General features: G+C 75.7%; 19 protein-coding genes, 1 pseudogene and 1 riboswitch. Of the genes and pseudogenes, 11 read left to right on the top strand and 9 right to left on the bottom strand.

The annotated features are described in order from the left end of the window. Nucleotides 1–564 (bottom strand): SAV_6107 family HEPN domain-containing protein (locus DCS98_RS16720; RefSeq protein ID WP_164704617.1); only part of this gene is annotated, 564 nt, incomplete at its 3' end. Further along, nucleotides 564–887 carry a DUF6504 family protein gene (locus DCS98_RS16715; protein ID WP_116452504.1) on the bottom strand — a complete coding sequence of 108 codons (324 nt, stop codon included), beginning with the start codon at nucleotides 885–887 and terminating at the stop codon, nucleotides 564–566. The genes DCS98_RS16715 and DCS98_RS16720, both read right to left, overlap by 1 nt. Before the next feature lie 247 nt (nucleotides 888–1,134). Between DCS98_RS16715 and DCS98_RS16710 the strand changes: the two genes are divergently transcribed. Genes DCS98_RS16710 through DCS98_RS16690 form a run of 5 tightly spaced genes read left to right on the top strand, consistent with a single transcriptional unit; the run spans nucleotide 1,135 to nucleotide 5,819 of the window. After that, nucleotides 1,135–1,674, top strand: a complete 540-nt coding sequence (locus DCS98_RS16710) for a YbaK/EbsC family protein (RefSeq protein ID WP_116452503.1) — start codon at nucleotides 1,135–1,137, stop codon at nucleotides 1,672–1,674. After that, nucleotides 1,671–2,264, top strand: a complete 594-nt coding sequence (locus DCS98_RS16705; protein ID WP_116452502.1) for a GNAT family N-acetyltransferase — start codon at nucleotides 1,671–1,673, stop codon at nucleotides 2,262–2,264. The genes DCS98_RS16710 and DCS98_RS16705 overlap by 4 nt, the downstream gene beginning before the upstream one ends. Then, complete coding sequence (locus DCS98_RS16700) at nucleotides 2,261–3,916, top strand: phytoene desaturase family protein (protein WP_116452501.1); 1,656 nt, start codon at nucleotides 2,261–2,263, stop codon at nucleotides 3,914–3,916. The genes DCS98_RS16705 and DCS98_RS16700 overlap by 4 nt, the downstream gene beginning before the upstream one ends. Then, on the top strand, nucleotides 3,913–4,698 hold the full coding sequence (locus DCS98_RS16695; RefSeq protein WP_116452500.1) for a carotenoid biosynthesis protein: 786 nt from the start codon (nucleotides 3,913–3,915) through the stop codon (nucleotides 4,696–4,698). Before DCS98_RS16700 ends, DCS98_RS16695 begins: the two co-directional genes overlap by 4 nt. After that, nucleotides 4,695–5,819, top strand: a complete 1,125-nt coding sequence (locus tag DCS98_RS16690) for a glycosyltransferase family 2 protein (RefSeq protein ID WP_116452499.1) — start codon at nucleotides 4,695–4,697, stop codon at nucleotides 5,817–5,819. The genes DCS98_RS16695 and DCS98_RS16690 overlap by 4 nt, the downstream gene beginning before the upstream one ends. Here the strand turns inward: DCS98_RS16690 and DCS98_RS16685 are convergent. After that, entirely contained in the window at nucleotides 5,767–6,693 is a 927-nt protein-coding gene (locus DCS98_RS16685; protein WP_116452498.1) for an alpha/beta hydrolase fold domain-containing protein, read from the bottom strand. The two genes, DCS98_RS16690 and DCS98_RS16685, sit on opposite strands and share 53 nt — an antisense overlap. Before the next feature lie 70 nt (nucleotides 6,694–6,763). On the opposite strand from DCS98_RS16685, the gene DCS98_RS16680 reads away from it, so the two are divergent. Further along, nucleotides 6,764–7,405 (top strand): flavin reductase family protein, encoded by a 642-nt coding sequence (locus DCS98_RS16680; protein ID WP_241038173.1) that lies wholly within the window; start codon nucleotides 6,764–6,766, stop codon nucleotides 7,403–7,405. A gap of 7 nt (nucleotides 7,406–7,412) precedes the next feature. On the opposite strand, the gene DCS98_RS16675 is transcribed toward DCS98_RS16680, so the two are convergent. Beyond that, the gene (locus tag DCS98_RS16675; RefSeq protein ID WP_116452497.1) at nucleotides 7,413–8,387 is read right to left on the bottom strand and encodes a carbohydrate kinase family protein; all 975 of its coding nucleotides are present in this window, start codon (nucleotides 8,385–8,387) and stop codon (nucleotides 7,413–7,415) included. Nucleotides 8,388–8,500: 113 nt separating this feature from the next. Next, the gene (locus DCS98_RS16670) at nucleotides 8,501–9,154 is read right to left on the bottom strand and encodes a CDP-alcohol phosphatidyltransferase family protein (RefSeq protein WP_116452496.1); all 654 of its coding nucleotides are present in this window, start codon (nucleotides 9,152–9,154) and stop codon (nucleotides 8,501–8,503) included. A gap of 128 nt (nucleotides 9,155–9,282) precedes the next feature. Between DCS98_RS16670 and DCS98_RS16665 the strand changes: the two genes are divergently transcribed. Then, the gene (locus tag DCS98_RS16665; RefSeq protein ID WP_116452495.1) at nucleotides 9,283–9,918 is read left to right on the top strand and encodes a hypothetical protein; all 636 of its coding nucleotides are present in this window, start codon (nucleotides 9,283–9,285) and stop codon (nucleotides 9,916–9,918) included. Here the strand turns inward: DCS98_RS16665 and metF are convergent. Further along, on the bottom strand, nucleotides 9,908–10,810 hold the full coding sequence (gene metF, locus DCS98_RS16660; protein WP_241038159.1) for a methylenetetrahydrofolate reductase [NAD(P)H]: 903 nt from the start codon (nucleotides 10,808–10,810) through the stop codon (nucleotides 9,908–9,910). The two genes, DCS98_RS16665 and metF, sit on opposite strands and share 11 nt — an antisense overlap. A gap of 194 nt (nucleotides 10,811–11,004) precedes the next feature. Between metF and DCS98_RS16655 the strand changes: the two genes are divergently transcribed. The 3 genes from DCS98_RS16655 to DCS98_RS16645 are packed head-to-tail and all read left to right on the top strand — an operon-like array spanning nucleotide 11,005 to nucleotide 14,539. Next, nucleotides 11,005–12,123 (top strand): polyprenyl synthetase family protein, encoded by a 1,119-nt coding sequence (locus DCS98_RS16655; RefSeq protein ID WP_241038157.1) that lies wholly within the window; start codon nucleotides 11,005–11,007, stop codon nucleotides 12,121–12,123. Continuing rightward, nucleotides 12,123–13,607 carry a phytoene desaturase family protein gene (gene crtI / locus DCS98_RS16650; protein WP_116452492.1) on the top strand — a complete coding sequence of 495 codons (1,485 nt, stop codon included), beginning with the start codon at nucleotides 12,123–12,125 and terminating at the stop codon, nucleotides 13,605–13,607. The genes DCS98_RS16655 and crtI overlap by 1 nt, the downstream gene beginning before the upstream one ends. Next, nucleotides 13,604–14,539, top strand: coding sequence for a phytoene/squalene synthase family protein (locus tag DCS98_RS16645; protein WP_206340308.1), 936 nt, complete (start codon nucleotides 13,604–13,606; stop codon nucleotides 14,537–14,539). Before crtI ends, DCS98_RS16645 begins: the two co-directional genes overlap by 4 nt. On the opposite strand, the pseudogene DCS98_RS23680 reads toward DCS98_RS16645, so the two are convergent. The 3 genes and pseudogenes from DCS98_RS23680 to DCS98_RS16630 form a co-directional block, all read right to left on the bottom strand. Next, nucleotides 14,536–14,721, bottom strand: a pseudogene (locus DCS98_RS23680) (lycopene cyclase domain-containing protein); the annotation flags it as partial. The gene DCS98_RS16645 and the pseudogene DCS98_RS23680 overlap by 4 nt on opposite strands. Nucleotides 14,722–14,741: 20 nt before the next feature. After that, nucleotides 14,742–15,086, bottom strand: coding sequence for a lycopene cyclase domain-containing protein (locus tag DCS98_RS16635; protein WP_116452490.1), 345 nt, complete (start codon nucleotides 15,084–15,086; stop codon nucleotides 14,742–14,744). Nucleotides 15,087–15,129: 43 nt separating this feature from the next. After that, on the bottom strand, nucleotides 15,130–15,453 hold the full coding sequence (locus tag DCS98_RS16630) for an Rv2175c family DNA-binding protein (protein WP_116452531.1): 324 nt from the start codon (nucleotides 15,451–15,453) through the stop codon (nucleotides 15,130–15,132). Nucleotides 15,454–15,519: 66 nt separating this feature from the next. Further along, nucleotides 15,520–15,604: riboswitch (ZMP/ZTP riboswitch) on the top strand. Nucleotides 15,605–15,628: 24 nt separating this feature from the next. Here DCS98_RS16630 and DCS98_RS16625 point away from each other — a divergent pair. After that, a complete protein-coding gene (locus DCS98_RS16625; protein ID WP_116452489.1) occupies nucleotides 15,629–17,074 on the top strand; it encodes a glycine hydroxymethyltransferase in 1,446 nt (481 codons plus the stop codon). Nucleotides 17,075–17,089: the final 15 nt, after the last annotated feature.

Genomic DNA, 17,089 nt, shown 5'->3' with positions numbered 1-17,089 from the left:
GTGGGAGGGGGCTGGTGCTGGGGAGGGCGGCAGGGGCGCGCGGGTGGGGGGGGGGGGTGGCGGCGGCCGTGGACTGGGCGGCGGGGTACCCCAGGGGCGTGCAGGCGGGGGTGACGCGTCGGGCGGGGGCGGGGGCGGGGTGGCGAGGAAGTTCTCCACCACGACCAGGAAGGCCCCGACGTCGCGGACCAGGTCGTCGGCCTCGCGTTCGGTCACCGCGTGGGACAGCCCCGCCTCCGCGGCGGCCCGCTTCGAGGCACCCGCGGCGAAGAAGGTGGCCCACTCCCCCAGCTCGGGGGCGACCTGGCCGAGCAGCACCCAGGCGCTGCGCGGCCGGCGCCGGGCGGGCTCGGGCCGGGTGCGGGCGGCCAGCACCCCCGCGGCTGCCCGCAGCGCACCGAGGTGCGCGGTCGCGTACCGCTGCCGCGGATCGGTGTGCCCGGTCGCCTCGCGGAGCGCGCGGTGGGCCTGGTCGAGGAGCTGGGTGGCTGCGGGGGGCAGCGCCGGAGGAAGAGGCAGCTGGGTGGCCGGCACGCGGTCGGGCATGGCTCGGAGGGCGCCCATCAGTCGTGCACCCGGACGAGCCACCAGCGGTTGCCCGCGGCGTCCCAGGTCAGGTCGTAGACGCCGGCGAAGCTGGTGCGCGATCGCCCGGCCCGCACCGCCTCGACCCGCCACACCTCCTGGGTGGAGACCAGTTCCGCGGACGCCCCGCCGGGACCGGCGTCCTGCCGCCACCACGGCGCGGTCTCGACCCACGAGTCGAGCAGCTCGCCCACGAGGTACCGGGACTGCCCGCGCCAGAACTGCACCGGGCCCAGCGGCCCCCGCTCGACCTGGACCTCCTCGCCGACCCGTCCCGCGAGTTCACCGAGCACCCGGCTCATGACACCCTCCCCACCTCTGGCCACCCCGCGCGCCGCTCCCGGCCACCGCTCCGGCGGGGAAGGGCCGGGGAACGGTGGAGGAGCGACGCCGTTCGAACGCGTGTTCGAACACGGACCAGTAGACCGGAGCCGCTCGCGGGCGTCAAGACGGGAGCCGTCGTGTCGTCGGGCCCTGGCGGCGGAGCACGGACGGGACGGCGCCGGAACCGCGGCAGCACCGGTCCGGACCCGGTGGCAGGATCGGCGCATGCCCCCGCCGACCCCCGCGACCGAGCCGGAGCACCCCCGGGTCGCCGAGGTCGCACGCCTGCTGCGCGCTGCGGGAGCCGCCGGGACCGTGCGCCACCTGCCCGACAGCGCACGGACCGCCGCCGCGGCGGCCGCCCAGCTCGGCGTGCCGGTGGGCGCGATCGCCAACAGCCTGGTGTTCGACGTCGGCGGGAACCCGCTGCTGGTGATGACCAGCGGCGCCCACCGCGTGGACCAGGACCTGGTCGCCGGTCTCCTGGGCGTCCCCCGGGTCGACCGCGCGGACGCGGAATTCGTCCGCCGGCACACCGGTCAGGCGATCGGCGGCGTCGCCCCGATCGGCCACCCCGCGCCCATCGGCACCCTCGTCGACGTCGAGCTCGCCCGCTACGACCAGGTGTGGGCCGCCGCCGGGCACCCGCACACCGTCTTCCCCACCACCTACGACGAGCTGCTCCGCCTCACCGGCGGGACGGCGGCCGAGGTCGGCCCCGGACCGTCCGAGGTCCCGACGACGACCGAGGCGGCCGCGCGATGACCGACACCCGGCCCACCACCCGCGTGATCGAGCTGCCCACGGAGTGGCTGCGCGAGCACATGCACGAGGCGCTGATCATCTACGGCCTGGCCATGGGCTACGACTCCGCCGTCGTCGCCGGCCGCTACGGCTACGCCATCCAGCACACCGAGCGCCCCGGCTTCCGGGCCGTGGGCGCCTTCACCGAGACCCCGGACGGTGAGCAGCTGGTCGGCTTCGGCTACGGCTACGTGGTCGCGCCCGGCCAGTGGTGGCACGACCAGGTGCGCGCCGCCCTCGACCGGCGGACGGCGAAGAAGTGGCTGCCCGACGCCTTCGAGGTGTGCGAGCTGCACGTGCACCCCGACCACCAGAGCCGCGGCCTGGGCCGGCGGCTGCTGCACGCCCTCGTCGCCGGCATCCCGCAGCCGACCGCGCTGCTCTCCACCCCCGACGCGGACACGAAGGCCTTCCGGCTCTACCACGCCGACGGCTTCGTCGACCTGGCGCGCGGCTACCACTTCCCCGGCGACTCGCGGCCGTTCGCCATCCTCGGCGCGCGCCTCCCGCTGCATCCGCAGGACCGCGCGCCGGCGAACAGCCGAGCGTGAGCACACCCCCTCCCTCCGACGTCCGCGTCGACGTGGTCGTCGTCGGTTCCGGGCACAACGGCCTGGTCGCCGCCTGCTACCTGGCACGCGCGGGCCTCTCGGTCGAGGTCGTCGAGTCCGACACGGTGCTCGGCGGGGCGGTGTCGACGGTCGAGCGGTGGCCCGGGGTGCGGGTGGACCGGGGCTCCAGCGCGCACGTGATCATCCGGCAGAGCGGCATCGTCGAGGAGCTGGACCTGGCCGCCCACGGCCTGCGCTACGTCGACTGCGATCCGTGGGGCTTCGCGCCGGCGCCCTCCCCCGGCGATCCCGGCCCCGACGGCCGCCCCCTGGTCTTCTCCGTCGACCTCGACGCGACGTGCGCCTCGATCGCGGCGGCGTGCGGCCCGGAGGACGCCACGGCCTACCGGCGGTTCGTCGAGGTGTGGGGGCCGCGCAGCCGCGCCGTCGTCGCCTCCTTCGGCCGGCGGCCCAGCCCGGCCGGGCTGATCCGCTCGTTCTGGCCCCTCGGGGCACCGTCCGGCGGGCACCCGCGCACGCCTGGCGGCGAGCTGGCGGTGGACTTCCTCGGGTCGGGCGACGCGCTGCTCGACCGCTGGTTCACCAGCGAGCGGCTCAAGGCGGCGCTGGCCTGGTTCGGCGCGCAGTCCGGGCCACCCATGTCCGAGCCCGGCACCGCCGCGATGGTCGCCTGGGTCGCGTTGCTGCACGACGTCCCGCCCGGACACCCGGTGGGCGGCTCCGGCGGGCTCACGGCCGCGCTCCGCCGCCGGCTGGAGTCCGACGGCGGACGGGTCGTGCTCGGCGACGGCGCGGCCCGGCTGCTGACGGCCGGCGGCCGGGTCACCGGCGTGGAGACGGTCTCCGGACGCCGGATCGCGGCGGACGCCGTCGTCGCGGCCTGCCACGTCGACGTGACCCGGCGGCTGGCCGGGGACGCCGCACCGCCGGCCCTCGCCGACGCCGACCCTCCGCTGGGCAACGGCTTCGGCCTGGTGGTGCGGGCGCTGACCGACGCACCGCCGTCCTACCCCGGGGTCGGTGCCGACGAGGCGCTGGCCGGTCTCCAGCTGCTGTGCACCGACCGCGCCGACCTTGCCGCGGCGCACGGCGACTTCGCCGCCGGCCGGCTGCCCCGGGTCCCCGTGCCCCTGGGGATGTGCTTCTCGGCCAGCGACGGCACCCTCGCGCCGGCCGGGCAGCACGTCGTCACGATCTGGGGCCAGTGGTACCCCTACGAGCTCGCCGACGGCGGCGACTGGGACGCCCTCGCCGAGCAGGAGGCGCAGCGGCTGATCGCCGAGGTCGACCGCTTCGCGCCGGGCTTCGCCGCCTCGGTGCGCGAGACCTACGTCCAGACGCCGCTGGCCCTGGAGCGAGAACTGTCCCTGCTGCGTGGCAACGTCATGCACGTGGAGATGGGCCTGGCCAGCATGTTCGCCTTCCGGCCGACCCCCGCGCTGTCGGGCTACTCGGTCCCGGGCCTGGCGGGGCTGTACCTGGCCGGCGCCTCCACCCACCCCGGCGGCGGCGTGTCGGGCAACTCCGGCCGGACGGCGGCCCGGGTGCTCCTCGCCGACCGAGGAGGTCTCCCCCGCGCCCGCAGGACCGCCCGCCGGGTGGCGGCGCGGCTGCGGCGGACGCCGGCGTGACGACCGCGATCGCCCAGCGGCGCCGGTCGCCCGCAGGCGCCGTCCCGCTGGCGCTGGCGGTCGCCCTCGTCCTCACCGCGATCGCCTATCCGCTCACGTCCGGGGCCGCCCGCGACGCGGTGAGCTGGACGATCGTCGTGCTCGGGTCGCTGCTGTCGGTGGTCCACGCGGGCCTCAGCCGTGGCGCGCGGACGGCCGCCGGCCTGCTGGCGCTGGTGGTGGCCACCGCCGTGGCGTTCGAGGCCCTCGGTCTGGCCACCGGCTTCCCGTACGGCAGCTACACCTACAGCGACGCGCTCGGCCCGACCCTGCTCGGCGTGCCGTTCCTCGTCCCGCTCGCCTGGCTGATGATGGCGTGGCCGAGCTGGGTGCTGGCCGGCCACCTGGCGCGGCGCCGCGGCACACGGGTGGCCGTGGCCGCGGCCGCCTTCGCCGCCTGGGACGTCGTCCTCGACCCCCAGATGGTGCAGGCCGGCTACTGGACGTGGACGCACCCGCAGCCGGGGCTGCCCGGCATCGACACCGTCCCGCTGACCAACCTGGCCGGCTGGCTGCTCGCCGGACTGGTGCTCATGGCATCGCTGGACCTGCTGGTCGCACGGACCTCGCTGCCCGGCACCCCGCGGATCGGTGACGCGGCGCCGCTGCTGGCGCTGGGCTGGATGACGCTCGGCGGCGCGCTCGCCCACGCCGGATGGCTCGGCCTGCCGGGTTCGGCGGCCTGGGGCGCCGTCCTCTTCGTCCCCGCGTTCGTGGCGCTGCTCCTGCGGTCCCGCCGGTGAGCGGACGGCTGCTCCGCGCGCTCGCCGGGCTCTCCGTGGCGGGCGCCGTCCACGCGGCGATCAACGTCGCGCTGCTCCGCCGTCCCCCGGCCGATCCGCCGCCGGTGCGCCGTCCGGTCACCGTGGTGGTGCCCGCGCGGGACGAGGAGGAGCAGATCGGCGGCTGCCTCGCCGCCCTGCTCGACCAGCGGGGGGTCCCCGACCTCCGGGTCGTCGTCGTCGACGACGGCTCGACCGACCGGACGGCGGACGTCGTGGCGGCCGTGCCCGACCCCCGCATCCGCCTCGTGCGCGCGACGCCGCCCCCACCCGGCTGGCTCGGCAAGCCACACGCCTGCGCGACGGGTGCCGCCGAGGCCGGCGACGCCGACGTCCTGGTCTTCGTCGACGCCGACGTGCGGCTGTTCCCCGACGGCGTCGCGGGCGCGGTCGCCGTCCTCGACCGGCACGGTCTGGACCTGGTCTCGCCCTGGCCCCGACCCGTCGCGCACGGTGCCGCCGAGCGGCTGGTGCAGCCGCTGGCCCCCTGGCTCTGGGCCACGACGCTCCCCCTGCGGCTGGCCGAGCGGGCGGGGCACCCGTCGCTCGCCGCAGCCAACGGGCAGTTCCTCGTGCTGCGCCGGCGCGCGTACGACAGGGCCGGTGGCCACGCGGCGGTCCGCGGCGAGGTGCTCGAGGACATCGCGCTGCTGCGGGCGGTCAAGCGCGCCGGGGGGCGCGGGGTCCCGGTCGACGGCTCCCGGCTGGCGGCCTGCCGGATGTACGACGGATGGCCGGCGCTGCGCGACGGCTACGCCAAGTCGCTGTGGGCCGCGGTCGGCGGCACCCCGGCGGGGAGCGTCGCCGCCGCCGCGGGCCTGACCGCCGTGTGGGTGGTGCCGGCCCTGGCCGCGCTGCGCGGATCACGGGCCGGGGTGGTCGGCTGGCTGGCCGGCGCGGCGGGGCGCGCCGTCGTCGCCGCGGCCACCGGCAGCCGGATCTGGCCCGATGCGCTCGCCCACCCGCTGTCGGTCCTGCTGCTCGACGTCCTGGTGGCGCGCTCGGTGGCCGGCCACCGCCGCGGCACGCTCACCTGGCGGGATCGGCGCCTTCCCGCGGCCGGGGCGCAGCCGGTCCGGTAGCGACGTCCCGGACGATCGCCCGTGCCGCGGCCCGTCCCTCGGGTGCCGGGATCAGCGGGTAGACGTGCACGGCGCCCTCGCAGACGGTCAGCTGCACCGATGCTCCCTCGGCCGCGGCGCGGTCCCGCAGCAGGAGGCAGTCGGGCAGGCAGATGTCACGGGTGCCGACGTAGACGTCGATCGGCGCCAGGCCGGCCAGCGGACCGTTCAGCGGGCTCAGCCGCGGGTCGGTCGGGTCGTCGCCGCCGGCCCACGCGGCCGCGGCCTCGTGCAGCCCGGCGCTGCTCAGCCACGGGTCCCGGGCCTCGACCGCGGGGACGCCGGGGTTGCTGATCGTCAGGTCGAGCCACGGGGCGATCAGCACCAGCCGGCGCGGCTGCGGCAGGCCCGACTCCCCGAGCGTCCGCGCCAGGCCGAAGGCCAGCCCGCCGCCGGCCGAGTCCCCGGCGAGCGTGACCGCGTCCGCGCCGAACCCGGCGACCAGCTCCCGGTAGACAGCGGTGACGAAGGGATAGGCCTCGCGGTAGGTGTGCTGCGGGGCGAGCCCGTAGCTCGGCACCTCGACCCGCACGCCGGCGTCGGCCATGCGCGAGACCAGCGCCCGGTGCTGCGGCGAGATCTCGCCGACGTAGGCCCCACCGTGCAGGTAGACCGCTGCCCGCTCGGCCGTCCGCCCCCGGGGTGCCACCGTGTGGCACTCGAAGCCGCCGATGCGCCGGGTGCTGACCTCGTGCCTCCGGCGCAGCTTCGCGGGCGGCCCCGAGGGCCCCTTGGGCGCCGCGACGCGAGCGCGGCCGCGCTCGGCCGTCGCCATCCGCGGCTTGTAGGCCAGGCGCACGAACGTCGCCACGGCTCTCATCTGCAGGCTCGTCACCGCCCGCACCCTAGGTGGCCGGGTGGACCCCGGCGGCGCCGGGTTCAGAGCCGGCGTCGACGATGGGCGGGTGACCGACCGCGTGCAGTTCGACCCCACCGCGATGGACAGCGGCGCGTTCTACCGCGTGCTCAACTCCGTCGTCGTCCCCCGGCCCATCGCATGGGTGTGCAGCAGGTCGGCCGAGGGGGTGCTCAACCTGGCACCCCACTCGTTCTACACGGTGGCGTGCGTCGACCCGCCGGTCGTGCAGTTCACGTCGGTGGGCCGCAAGGACTCGTTGCGCAACATCGAGGCGACCGGGGAGTTCACGGTCAGCCTGACCCCCGAGTGGCTGTTCGAGCAGATCAACGCCACGGGCACCGACTTCCCGCCGGGGGTCAGCGAGGCCGAGGAGGTCGGCGTCCGGCTGGAGGACAGCGACCGGGTGGGTGTGCCGCGCGTCGCGGAGTCGCCGGTGTCGGTGGAGTGCACGCTGCACTCGACGGTGCGCCTGGGCGACAGCACCGTGGTCTTCGGCCGGGTGCTGCTGATCACCGTCCGGGAGACCGCCGTCCGCGACGGGCGGCCCCGCATCGAGCACCTGCAGCCGCTGGCCCGGCTCGGCGGCAACGAGTGGTCGACGATCGGTGAGGTGAAGGAGATCCCGCGGATCCCCTACAGCCACTGGGCGGAGGACCCCTCGATCGGCGAGCGGCTGCGCACCGGCTGACGCCCGGTCAGGGCAGGTGCGGCGCGACCTCGTCCGCGGCGTCGGCGCCGAAGGCGTCGGCGAACCGCTCGAGGAAGCTCTGCTTGGGCAGGTCGTACTCCTGGGTGCCGATGACCTCGACGGCCGCCGTGGCCACGGCGGAGCCGAGCTGGGTGGCCCGCTCCAGGTCCAGGCCCCACATGCGCCCGGCGATGAAGCCGGCACGGAGGGCGTCGCCGCCGCCGGTGGGCTCGACCGGCTTGGTCTCCGGGACGGCGATGACCGAGATCGGCTCGGCGCCGGCCTGGCGCACCAGGACGCCGTCGGCGGCACGGGTCGTGATCCACGTGCCCACCCGGGCGAGCACCTCGCGCTCGTCCCACCCGGTCTTCTGCTGGAGCAGGTGGGACTCGTACTCGTTGGTGAACAGCAGGTCCGCCCCGTCGACCAGGTCGCGGATCATCTCGCCGTCGGCCCAGGCCAGCTGCTGGCTGGGGTCCGCGGCGAACCGGTAGCCACGCTGCCGGCACTCGTCGGTGTGCCGCACCATCGCCGTGGGGTCGTTCGGGCCGACCACCACGAGGTCGAACTCCCCGACGCGGTCGGCGACGGGGCCGAGCTCGATGCCGCCCGCCTCCGACATGGCGCCCGAGTAGAACGAGGCGATCTGGTTGTTCGACGCGTCGGTCGTGCACACGAAGCGGGCCGTGTGCTTGAGCTCCGACCAGTGCACGCTGCCGGTGTCCACGCCGTGGCGGGACAGCCACGAGTCGTACTCGGCGAAGTCGCTGCCCACGGCGCCGACCAGGACCGGGGCCAGACCGAGCAGCCCCAGCCCGTAGGCCATGTTGGCGCCGGCGCCGCCGCGGTGCTGCACCAGGTCGTCGACCAGGAAGGAGAGCGACACGTTCTCCATCTGCCCCTCGACGAACTGCTCGGCGAACCGGCCGGGGAACGTCATCAGGTGGTCGGTGGCGATGGAGCCGGTGACGGCGACGGGCACGGGGCGGTCCTCCGGGAGCGGATCGGCGGAACGGCCGCACGATGTCGGGTGCCCGGACGAGGGCCGGGGCACCGCACAGCTTAGGAGCCGCGGCCACGCGCGGCTCGACGGCGTCAGCCGGCCAGCATCCGGCGCAGCGAGAAGCCCAGCTGGACGACGGCGACCGCACCGAGCGCCGCACCCACGGCCGCGCCCGCGGTGACCACCCCCGCGACGAGGTCGAGACCGGCCACGACGCCGGCGCCGCCCAGCGTCATGCCGCTCATCGCCACCCGGGTGGGCCGCTCCCAGATCGACAGCAGACCCGTCTCCTCGACCCCCGCCTGCCCCGCCCTGGCCCGCAGGTAGTCGGGCAGCCAGCACAGCGCACCGAAGGCGACGGCCAGCCAGCCGGGCGCCCCGGCGACCCACAGCGCGAGCGCGTAGGCGACCTCGGTCAGCCGGTCGACGACCGAGTCGAGGACGAAGCCGCGCTGCGAGGCGCGGCCGGTGCCGATGGCCAGCGCCCCGTCGAGGGAGTCCAGCAGCCCGGAGAGCCCGACCAGCAGGCCCGCCGCGATCAGCCAGGTCCCGCCAGCACCGGCCACGGGCACGGCGGCGGCCGCCACGAGCAGGCCCAGCGCGGTCGCGACCAGCGGGGGCAGCCCGGCGAGCGGCCGCGCCAGGGTCCAGGCGGCGGTCAGCCAGCCGCGGACCAGCGGGCTGTCGGTGGGCGTGTTCCCGTGCCAGCGCGACCAGGCGGCGAGGTACTCGTCGCGGCTCAGCACCGTTCCGCCCCCCTGGTCACCCGCGCAGTCGACCAGACGCCGCGCACCGGGGCGACCGCGGGGCACACCGGCGGGTGACGTGCGCCGCGCCGCGTTGCCCGCCGGCTGTCGCGGGGCATGGGGGAGGCATGGCACAGATCAGCGACGCCGTCGTCGTCGACGTCCTCCGCCGGATCGACACCCTGACCGCGCCGGTCGTCCGCCGCGCCGGCCGGCCGCCGGCCCTGCCGCAGGCCGAGCGCGACCAGTGGTGGGCCGACCGCGTCTCCGGGGTCGTCGCCGGGCTCTCGGCCGCTCCGCGGTTCGCCGGCAAGCTCGCCGACCTCCTCCCGCTCCAGAACACCGTCGGGGCGGCGGTCCAGTGCGCCGTCGTCCTCGGGGTGGCGTCGGAGCACGGCATCGAGGACAGGGCCGCGCGGATCTCCCTGCTCAGCCGCGTCCTGCTCCGCCGCGAGCTGAGCACCGAGCAGGTCGAGCCCCTGCTCGAGCGGGCCCGCGGCACCTACGCCGAGGAGGCGCTCGGCGCACGGGAGAGCCGCGGCGGGCTGCGGGGCAACCTGCGGGCGCTGTGGCGGGTCGCCGGCCTGCTCGGCCGCATCGACGACCTCCTCGACGCGCGCCCCAAGGGAAAGCTGCGGCACCGCGCCCTGTCCAACCTGCCGGTCGTCGGCGTCCTCGGCGGTTACGCGGCCGAGCGCGAGGGCCTGCGCCGGGCCGCGGCCGAGGCGGCCGCCGTGCTCGACGGGCGCCCGGTCAGGGGGTAGCCGTCTGCGGCACCAGGTTGGCGTAGACCTCGCGGGTCGCCGTGGAGCGGTTCATGGTGATGAAGTGGATACCGGGCACGCCCTCGGCCAGGAGCGTGCGGCACAGCTCGGTGGCCACCTCGACGCCGTAGGCGCGGACGGCGGCCCTGTCCTCCGGGCGGTCCCCGTCCAGCTCGGCGAACCGGGCGGCCAGCTCCGTCGGGAACGCCTGCCCCGACAGCTCCACGATCCGGGTGATCTGCCGGGCGTTGGTCACCGGCATCACCCCGGCGACGATCGGGACGTCGCAGCCGGTCGCGGCCACGCGGTCGCGCAGCCGCAGGTAGTCCTCCGCGCGGAAGAACATCTGCGTGATCGCGAAGTCCGCACCCGCCCGGCACTTGTCCACGAACATCTGGACGTCGGTGTCGAAGTCCGGCGACCGGGGGTGGGTCTCCGGGAAGGCCGCGACGCCGACGCAGAAGTCGCCCATCGACTTGATCAGCTCCACCAGCTCGGCGGCGAACTGCAGCCCCTCCGGGTGGGGCACCCACTCCGCCTGCGGGTCGGCGCCGGGCGGGTCGCCGCGCAGCGCCAGCAGGTTGCGCACACCGGCGTCGGCCAGCCGGCTGACCACGTGCCGCAGCTCGGCGACGCTGTGGTCCACCGCGGTCAGGTGGGCCAGCGGCGTCATCGTCGTCTCGTGGGCGATCCGCTCGGTCACCGCGAGGGTGCCCTCCCGGGTCGAGCCGCCGGCGCCGTAGGTCACCGAGACGAAGGACGGCTGCAGCCGCTCCAGCTGGCGCAGCGTCGTCCACAGCTGCGCCTCGCCCTGGGGCGTCTTGGTCGGGAAGAACTCGAACGACCACGTCGGCTGGTCGGTGGCGAGCAGTTCCCGCACGGTCGGGGTCACGGCACTCCAGGGTACGGGCGGAGCCGGACCCCGGGAGCACGACATTTCTCACGTCCGCCGCATCCGGCCGGGCGGCGTCGGCGGAAGAGAGCCGACAGCACCCCTGCCGAACAGATGGAGACACGATGACCCGGAGCACCGGACCCGCCCTGCTCCCGCGATCGCGCACCATCCGGTTGGGCAATACTGGGGCCGTGACCGCAGGGACCGAGGCTCGCGACCCTGCAACCGCTCCCCCGCTCGCCGCGGCCGAGCTCGACGGGCTCCGGTCGGCGGTCAGCGACGCCCTCTCCGAGTTCCTCGACCGCCAGCGCGACACGCTCGCCGCGATGGACCCGAGCCTCACCCCGGTGGTGGACGAGGTGTGCGCCCTGGCCGAGGGCGGCAAGCGGCTGCGCCCCGCGTTCGCCTACTGGGGCTGGCGCGGCGCCCGCAAGCCCTCCGGCGGCGAGGACGAGGCCGCGGTGCTCCGTGCCGTGGCGGCACTGGAGTTCGTGCACGCGAGCGCGCTGGTCCACGACGACGTCATGGACGGCGCGCACACCCGGCGGGGTCGGCCGGCCACCCACGTGGGCTTCGCCGCCCGCCACGCCGACGAGCGGCTCGACGGCGACCGCGAGCTCTTCGGCACCGGCGCGGCGATCCTCGTCGGCGACCTGGCGCTGGTGTGGTCCGACGAGCTGCTGCGGCGGTCCGGCATCTCCGCGGCGGCCCTCGGCCGCGCGCGGGCGGTCTGGGACACGATGCGCACCGAGGTGACCGCGGGCCAGTACCTCGACCTGCTGCGTGCCGCGGGCGGTCTGCCCGGGCCGGACGGCGCCCTCACCGTGGCGCGGTACAAGAGCGCCGGCTACACCGTCCAGCGACCGCTGCAGCTGGGTGCGGCCATCGCCGGGGCGGGTCCGGAGGTCACCGACGCGTACACGTCGATCGGCCTCCCCCTCGGCGAGGCGTTCCAGCTGCGCGACGACGTCCTCGGGGTGTTCGGCGACCCGGCCGTGACCGGCAAGTCGGCCGACGACGACCTGCGGGAGGGGAAGCAGACGCTGCTGATCGCGCTCGCCGAGGAGGCCGCCGACGCGGCCGGCCGTCGGCTGCTCGACGAGCTGCTCGGCAACGGCGACGCCGGCCCGGAGGAGTTCGACGCGCTTCGGGCGCTGCTCGAGGCGACGGGTGCCCGGGCCCGGGTGGAGGAGCGCATCACCGAACGGACCGCCCTGGCCCGGGCCGCGATCGCCGCGGCCCCGCTCGCCGACGACGCTCAGGCCGCCCTCGACGCGCTCGCCGTCGCGGCGACGTCCCGCACCGCCTGATGCCCCGCACCGTCCCCGGGCGCACCGACCGGGTCGTCGTCGTGGGCGCCGGCCTGGCCGGGCTGGCGACCGCGCTGCGCCTGCGCGGTGCCGGCCGGGAGGTCACCGTCGTCGAACGGGCGCCCGGCCCCGGCGGGCGGGCCGGCCGAGTCGAGCGGCACGGCTACGCCCTCGACACCGGGCCGTCGGTGTTCACCGCACCCGAGATCGTCGCCGACACCCTGGGCGCGGTCGGCGACAAGCTCGAGGACCGGCTGACGCTGGTGCCGCTGGAGACCACCTACCGCGCGCAGTACGCCGACGGGTCGCACCTCGACGTGCACGCCGACCCCGACGCCTTCGCCGCCGAGGTCGCCGCGCTGTGCGGCCCGGCGGAGGCCACGGCGCTGCGGCGCTACCTCGCCGACCTCGCCGAGCTCTACCGGCTCCAGCTGAGCACGTTCATCGACCGCAACCTCGACTCGCCGCTCGACCTGGTCGGGCCCGAGCTCGTGGCGCTGGCCCGCCGCGGCGGGTTCGGCCGGCTGTCGCGGCACGTGCAGCGGTACTTCGCCGACGACCGGCTGCGCCGGCTGTTCAGCTTCCAGGCCCTCTACGCCGGGGTGTCGCCGTTCCGCGCCATCGCCGCCTACGCCGTCATCGCCCAGCTCGACATCGGCGCCGGCGTGTGGCACCCCATGGGCGGGATCGCCGCCGTCCCGGACGCGCTCGCCGCGTCGGCGGCCGACGCCGGGGTGGCCTTCCGCTACGGCGCGACCGTCGCGGGCCTGGAGACGTCGGGGTCCCGCGTGACGGCGGTGCAGCTGGCCGACGGCGACCGGCTCCCCGCGGACGCCGTCGTCGTGACCACCGACCAGCCGTGGCGGCTGGTGCCCTGGCTGCGGGGGCCGCGCCGGCCGGTCTACTCGCCCTCCTGCGTGGCCCTGCACGTCGGCGTCCGCACGGAGCTCCCCGGGCAGGCGCACCACACGATCAGCTTCGGCGAGTCGTGGCAGGGCGTCTTCGACGAGCTCACCCGGGACGGGCGGCCGATGAGCGACCCGAGCCTGCTGGTGAGCATGCCCTCGCGCACCGATCGCGGGCTGGCGCCCGAGGGCGGTCAGGTGCTCAGCATCGTGGCGCCCACGCCGAACCTCGACCGGCGCAGCGGCGGCAACCCCGACCTGGACTGGACGACGCTCGGCCCCCGCTACCGCGACGAGGTGCTGGCCACGCTGGAGGACCGCGGCTGGACCGGCCTGACCGGCGCGATCGAGGTCGAGGAGATGGCGACCCCGCTCGACTGGGCCGCGCAGGGCATGGCCGCCGGCACCCCGTTCGCGCTGGCCCACACGTTCGGGCAGACCGGGCCCTTCCGGCCGTCGACGCTGCCGCGACGGGGACCGGAGAACGTCGTCCTCGCCGGGTCGTCGGTGCAGCCCGGCGTCGGCGTCCCCATGGTGCTGATCAGCGGTCGGCTGGCCGCGGAGAGGATCACCGGATGACCGCGGTGGCCGATCGCCAGGAGCAGCTGGGCGCCGCGTACCGGCACTGCGCGGCGATCGCCGCGCGGCACGGCAAGAGCTACCACCTGGCCACCCGGCTGCTCACGCCGGACCGGCGCCCGGCCGTGCACGCGCTCTACGCCGGCGCGCGCACCGCCGACGACCTCGTCGACCTGCCCGGCGCCGACCCGGCCGGTGACCTGGCGGCCTGGTCGCGGGCCGTGATCGAGGAGCTCGACACCGGCTGGTCCGACGACCCCGTCCGGCTGGCCCTGGTCGACACCTACCGGCGGTACGACATCCCGGTCGAGCACCTGGTCGACTTCCTCGCCGCCATGACCAGCGACCTCGACGTCGACTCCTACCCCGACATGGCCGCCCTCGACAGGTACATGTGGGGGTCGGCGTCGGTCATCGGCCTGCAGGTCCTGCCGGTCCTCGGGACCGCGCCGGGCGTCGCCCGCGAGGAGGCCGCGCCGCACGCCATCGCGCTCGGCGAGGCCTTCCAGCTCACCAATTTCCTCCGGGACGTCGCGGAGGACATCGACCGGGGGCGGGTCTACCTGCCGGAGGACGCGATGGCCGCGCACGGGGTGACCCGCGAGCAGCTGGCCGAGAAGCGGCACGACGCCCGGTTCGAGGCCCTGATGCGCGAGATGGTCGCCGTGGTCCGCCGCCGGTACGACGACGCCGCGCCGGGAACGCCGATGCTCGCGCCGGAGTCCCGCGACTGCGTCCGGGCCGCGACCGCCCTGTACGGCGGGATCCTGACCGAGATCGAGCGGGCGGGTTACCGCGTGCTCGACGGGCGGGTGTCGGTGTCCAAGCCGCGGCGCCTCGCGGTGTTCGCCCGGCGGTTGACCGCCGCCCAGCTCGCGAGGGTCAGGGTCACCATGGCGAAGCCGAAGAGCAGGTCCTCGACCGGCGCGTAGGCGATCCGCGGGCCCCAGATGGTGCGCTCGTCGTAGGTCACGACGTCCAGACCGGTCAGGACGCCGTTCATCAGCAGCTGGAACGTCACGATGATCGCGTAGGCGGTCCAGAAGACCTTCCGGGTGACCATCCGCGTGCGGTAGACGGCCAGGTCGACGACGAGGACGGCGAGGACGGCCACGACCGCCAGGGCGGAGTAGCTCACCGGTCGGCCGCCTCGCGCGGATAGCCGGCGTCCCAGCCGGTCACCTTCCGCACCGCCTCCAGCGCGAGCACCGAGCACAGCGGGACGACGAGGAAGAACAGCACCTCCTCGACCGGGATGCCGCCGGGCAGCCGCAGGCCCAGGGTCAGCTCGTCGCTGTAGTCCCAGTGGCCCTGCGCGATCGCGTACAGCACCCAGACCACGAAGACGGCGAACTCCGGCAGGACCGCCAGCAGCAGACGGCGCCAGCGCGCGTAGACCCGAACCCGCAGGACCAGCTCGAGCGGCGCGGTCACCACCAGGCACCCGGCGAGCAGCACGAGGTACGTCAGTGAGCCCACGGGACCAGCTTCCGCCCGGGACACGCGGCCGGATGCACCGCGCTCAGAACGCCAGGGCCTGCGCCCGGCGGGTGACCTCGGTGTGCCGGTCGTCGCGCAGCGCCTGCACCGGCGTGCCCGGCAGCGACTCGTCCTCGCGGAACAGCCAGTCGAAGGCCTCCTGGTCGGTGAACCCGCCGTCCTTGAGGACGGTCAGGAGACCGGGGAGGTGCTTGAGGATCGCGCCGTCCTGGACGAAGTCGGCCGGGATCTTGCCGTTGCCGCTGCCCGGGACCGCCATGAGCTTCCGGTCGCGCAGCAGCTGCCGGACCCGGTTGGGCGACGTGCCCAGGAGCTGGGCGACCTCGGCGGGCGTGAGCGTGTCCATGGGGAGCAAGCCTATGGGGGCCCGGCCGGTGCCCCGCGACACCTCCCCGGCCGGCGCGATAGCCTCTGCCCGGGCCGTGACTGGCGCGTCGAGGGTGGGCAACCACCGGGGAGCGGCCTGCAGCATCCCGCCGTGCGCCTGGGCACCTTCCCGACGTCTCGCGCAGGAGCCCCACATGACCTCCTTCGATGCCAGTGCGGCCACGGCCGCCTACCGCAACGCCCTGCAGGTGATCGGCGCCGTCGAGCCGCGGGTCGCCGACGCGATCGGCCAGGAACTGGCCGACCAGCGGGCCTCGCTCAAGCTGATCGCCAGCGAGAACTACGCCAGTCCCGCCGTCCTGCTGACGATGGGCAACTGGTTCAGCGACAAGTACGCCGAGGGCACCGTCGGGCACCGGTTCTACGCCGGCTGCCAGAACGTCGACACCGTCGAGGCGCTGGCCGCCGAGCACGCCCGCGAGCTGTTCGGTGCGCCGTACGCCTACGTCCAGCCGCACTCCGGCATCGACGCCAACCTGGTGGCCTTCTGGGCGGTGCTCGCCTCGCGCATCGAGTCGCCGGCGCTGGAGAAGGCCGGCGCGAAGCACGTGAACGACCTCTCCGAGGCCGAGTGGTCCGAGCTGCGGCGCGCCCTGGGCGACCAGCGGATGCTGGGGATGTCCCTCGACGCCGGTGGCCACCTCACCCACGGCTTCCGCCCGAACATCAGCGGGAAGATGTTCGAGCAGTCCTCCTACGGCACCGACCCGGCGACCGGCCTGCTCGACTACGACGCCGTCCGGGCGAAGGCCCGCGAGTTCCGGCCGCTGATCCTCATGGCCGGGTACTCCGCCTTCCCGCGGCGGGTGAACTTCGCGACGATGCGCGAGATCGCCGACGAGGTGGGCGCCACGCTCGTCGTCGACATGGCCCACTTCGCCGGCCTGGTCGCCGGCAAGGTCTTCACCGGCGACTACGACCCGGTGCCGCACGCGCACGTCGTCACCAGCACCAGCCACAAGTCGCTGCGCGGCCCGCGCGGCGGTTTCGTGCTCGCCCAGCCGGAGTACGCCGAGGCCGTCGACCGCGGCTGCCCGATGGTGCTGGGCGGGCCGCTCCCCCACGTCATGGCGGCGAAGGCCGTGGCCTTCGCCGAGGCCCGTCAGCCGACCTTCGCGCAGTACGCCCAGGACATCGTGGACAACGCCGTCGCCCTGGCCGACGGCCTGAAGCGACGGGGCGTGGACCTGGTCACCGACGGCACGGACAACCACCTCGTGCTGCTCGACGTCAGCTCCTTCGGGCTCACCGGCCGGCAGGCGGAGTCGGCGCTGCTCGACGCCGGCATCGTCACCAACCGCAACGCCGTCCCGGCCGACCCGAACGGCGCCTGGTACACCTCGGGCGTGCGGATCGGCACGCCCGCGCTGACCACGCGGGGCTTCGGTGTCGCGGAGTTCGACCGGGTGGCCGAGCTCATCGCCGGTGTCCTGGGGGCGACGACGCCGACCACCACGTCCTCGGGCGAGCCGTCGCGGGCGAAGTACGTGCTGGCCGACGGCCTGGCCGACCGCACCCGCGCCGCCGCGGCCGAGCTGCTGGACGCGCACCCGCTCTACCCGGGCCTGGACCTGGGCTGAGCGGCCCACCGCATT

This window comes from Blastococcus litoris, assembly GCF_003075095.1.
Classification (GTDB): domain Bacteria; phylum Actinomycetota; class Actinomycetes; order Mycobacteriales; family Geodermatophilaceae; genus Blastococcus_B; species Blastococcus_B litoris.
This window is presented reverse-complemented; position numbering and strand designations above follow the sequence as displayed.

Coding starts and splice junctions, on each gene's coding strand:
- DCS98_RS16715 (WP_116452504.1), bottom strand. CDS start 887: ATGAGCCGGGTGCTCGGTGAACTCGCGGGACGGGTCGGCGAGGAGGTC.
- DCS98_RS16710 (WP_116452503.1), top strand. CDS start 1,135: ATGCCCCCGCCGACCCCCGCGACCGAGCCGGAGCACCCCCGGGTCGCC.
- DCS98_RS16705 (WP_116452502.1), top strand. CDS start 1,671: ATGACCGACACCCGGCCCACCACCCGCGTGATCGAGCTGCCCACGGAG.
- DCS98_RS16665 (WP_116452495.1), top strand. CDS start 9,283: ATGGCACAGATCAGCGACGCCGTCGTCGTCGACGTCCTCCGCCGGATC.
- crtI (WP_116452492.1), top strand. CDS start 12,123: ATGCCCCGCACCGTCCCCGGGCGCACCGACCGGGTCGTCGTCGTGGGC.
- DCS98_RS16645 (WP_206340308.1), top strand. CDS start 13,604: ATGACCGCGGTGGCCGATCGCCAGGAGCAGCTGGGCGCCGCGTACCGG.
- DCS98_RS16630 (WP_116452531.1), bottom strand. CDS start 15,453: ATGGACACGCTCACGCCCGCCGAGGTCGCCCAGCTCCTGGGCACGTCG.
- DCS98_RS16625 (WP_116452489.1), top strand. CDS start 15,629: ATGACCTCCTTCGATGCCAGTGCGGCCACGGCCGCCTACCGCAACGCC.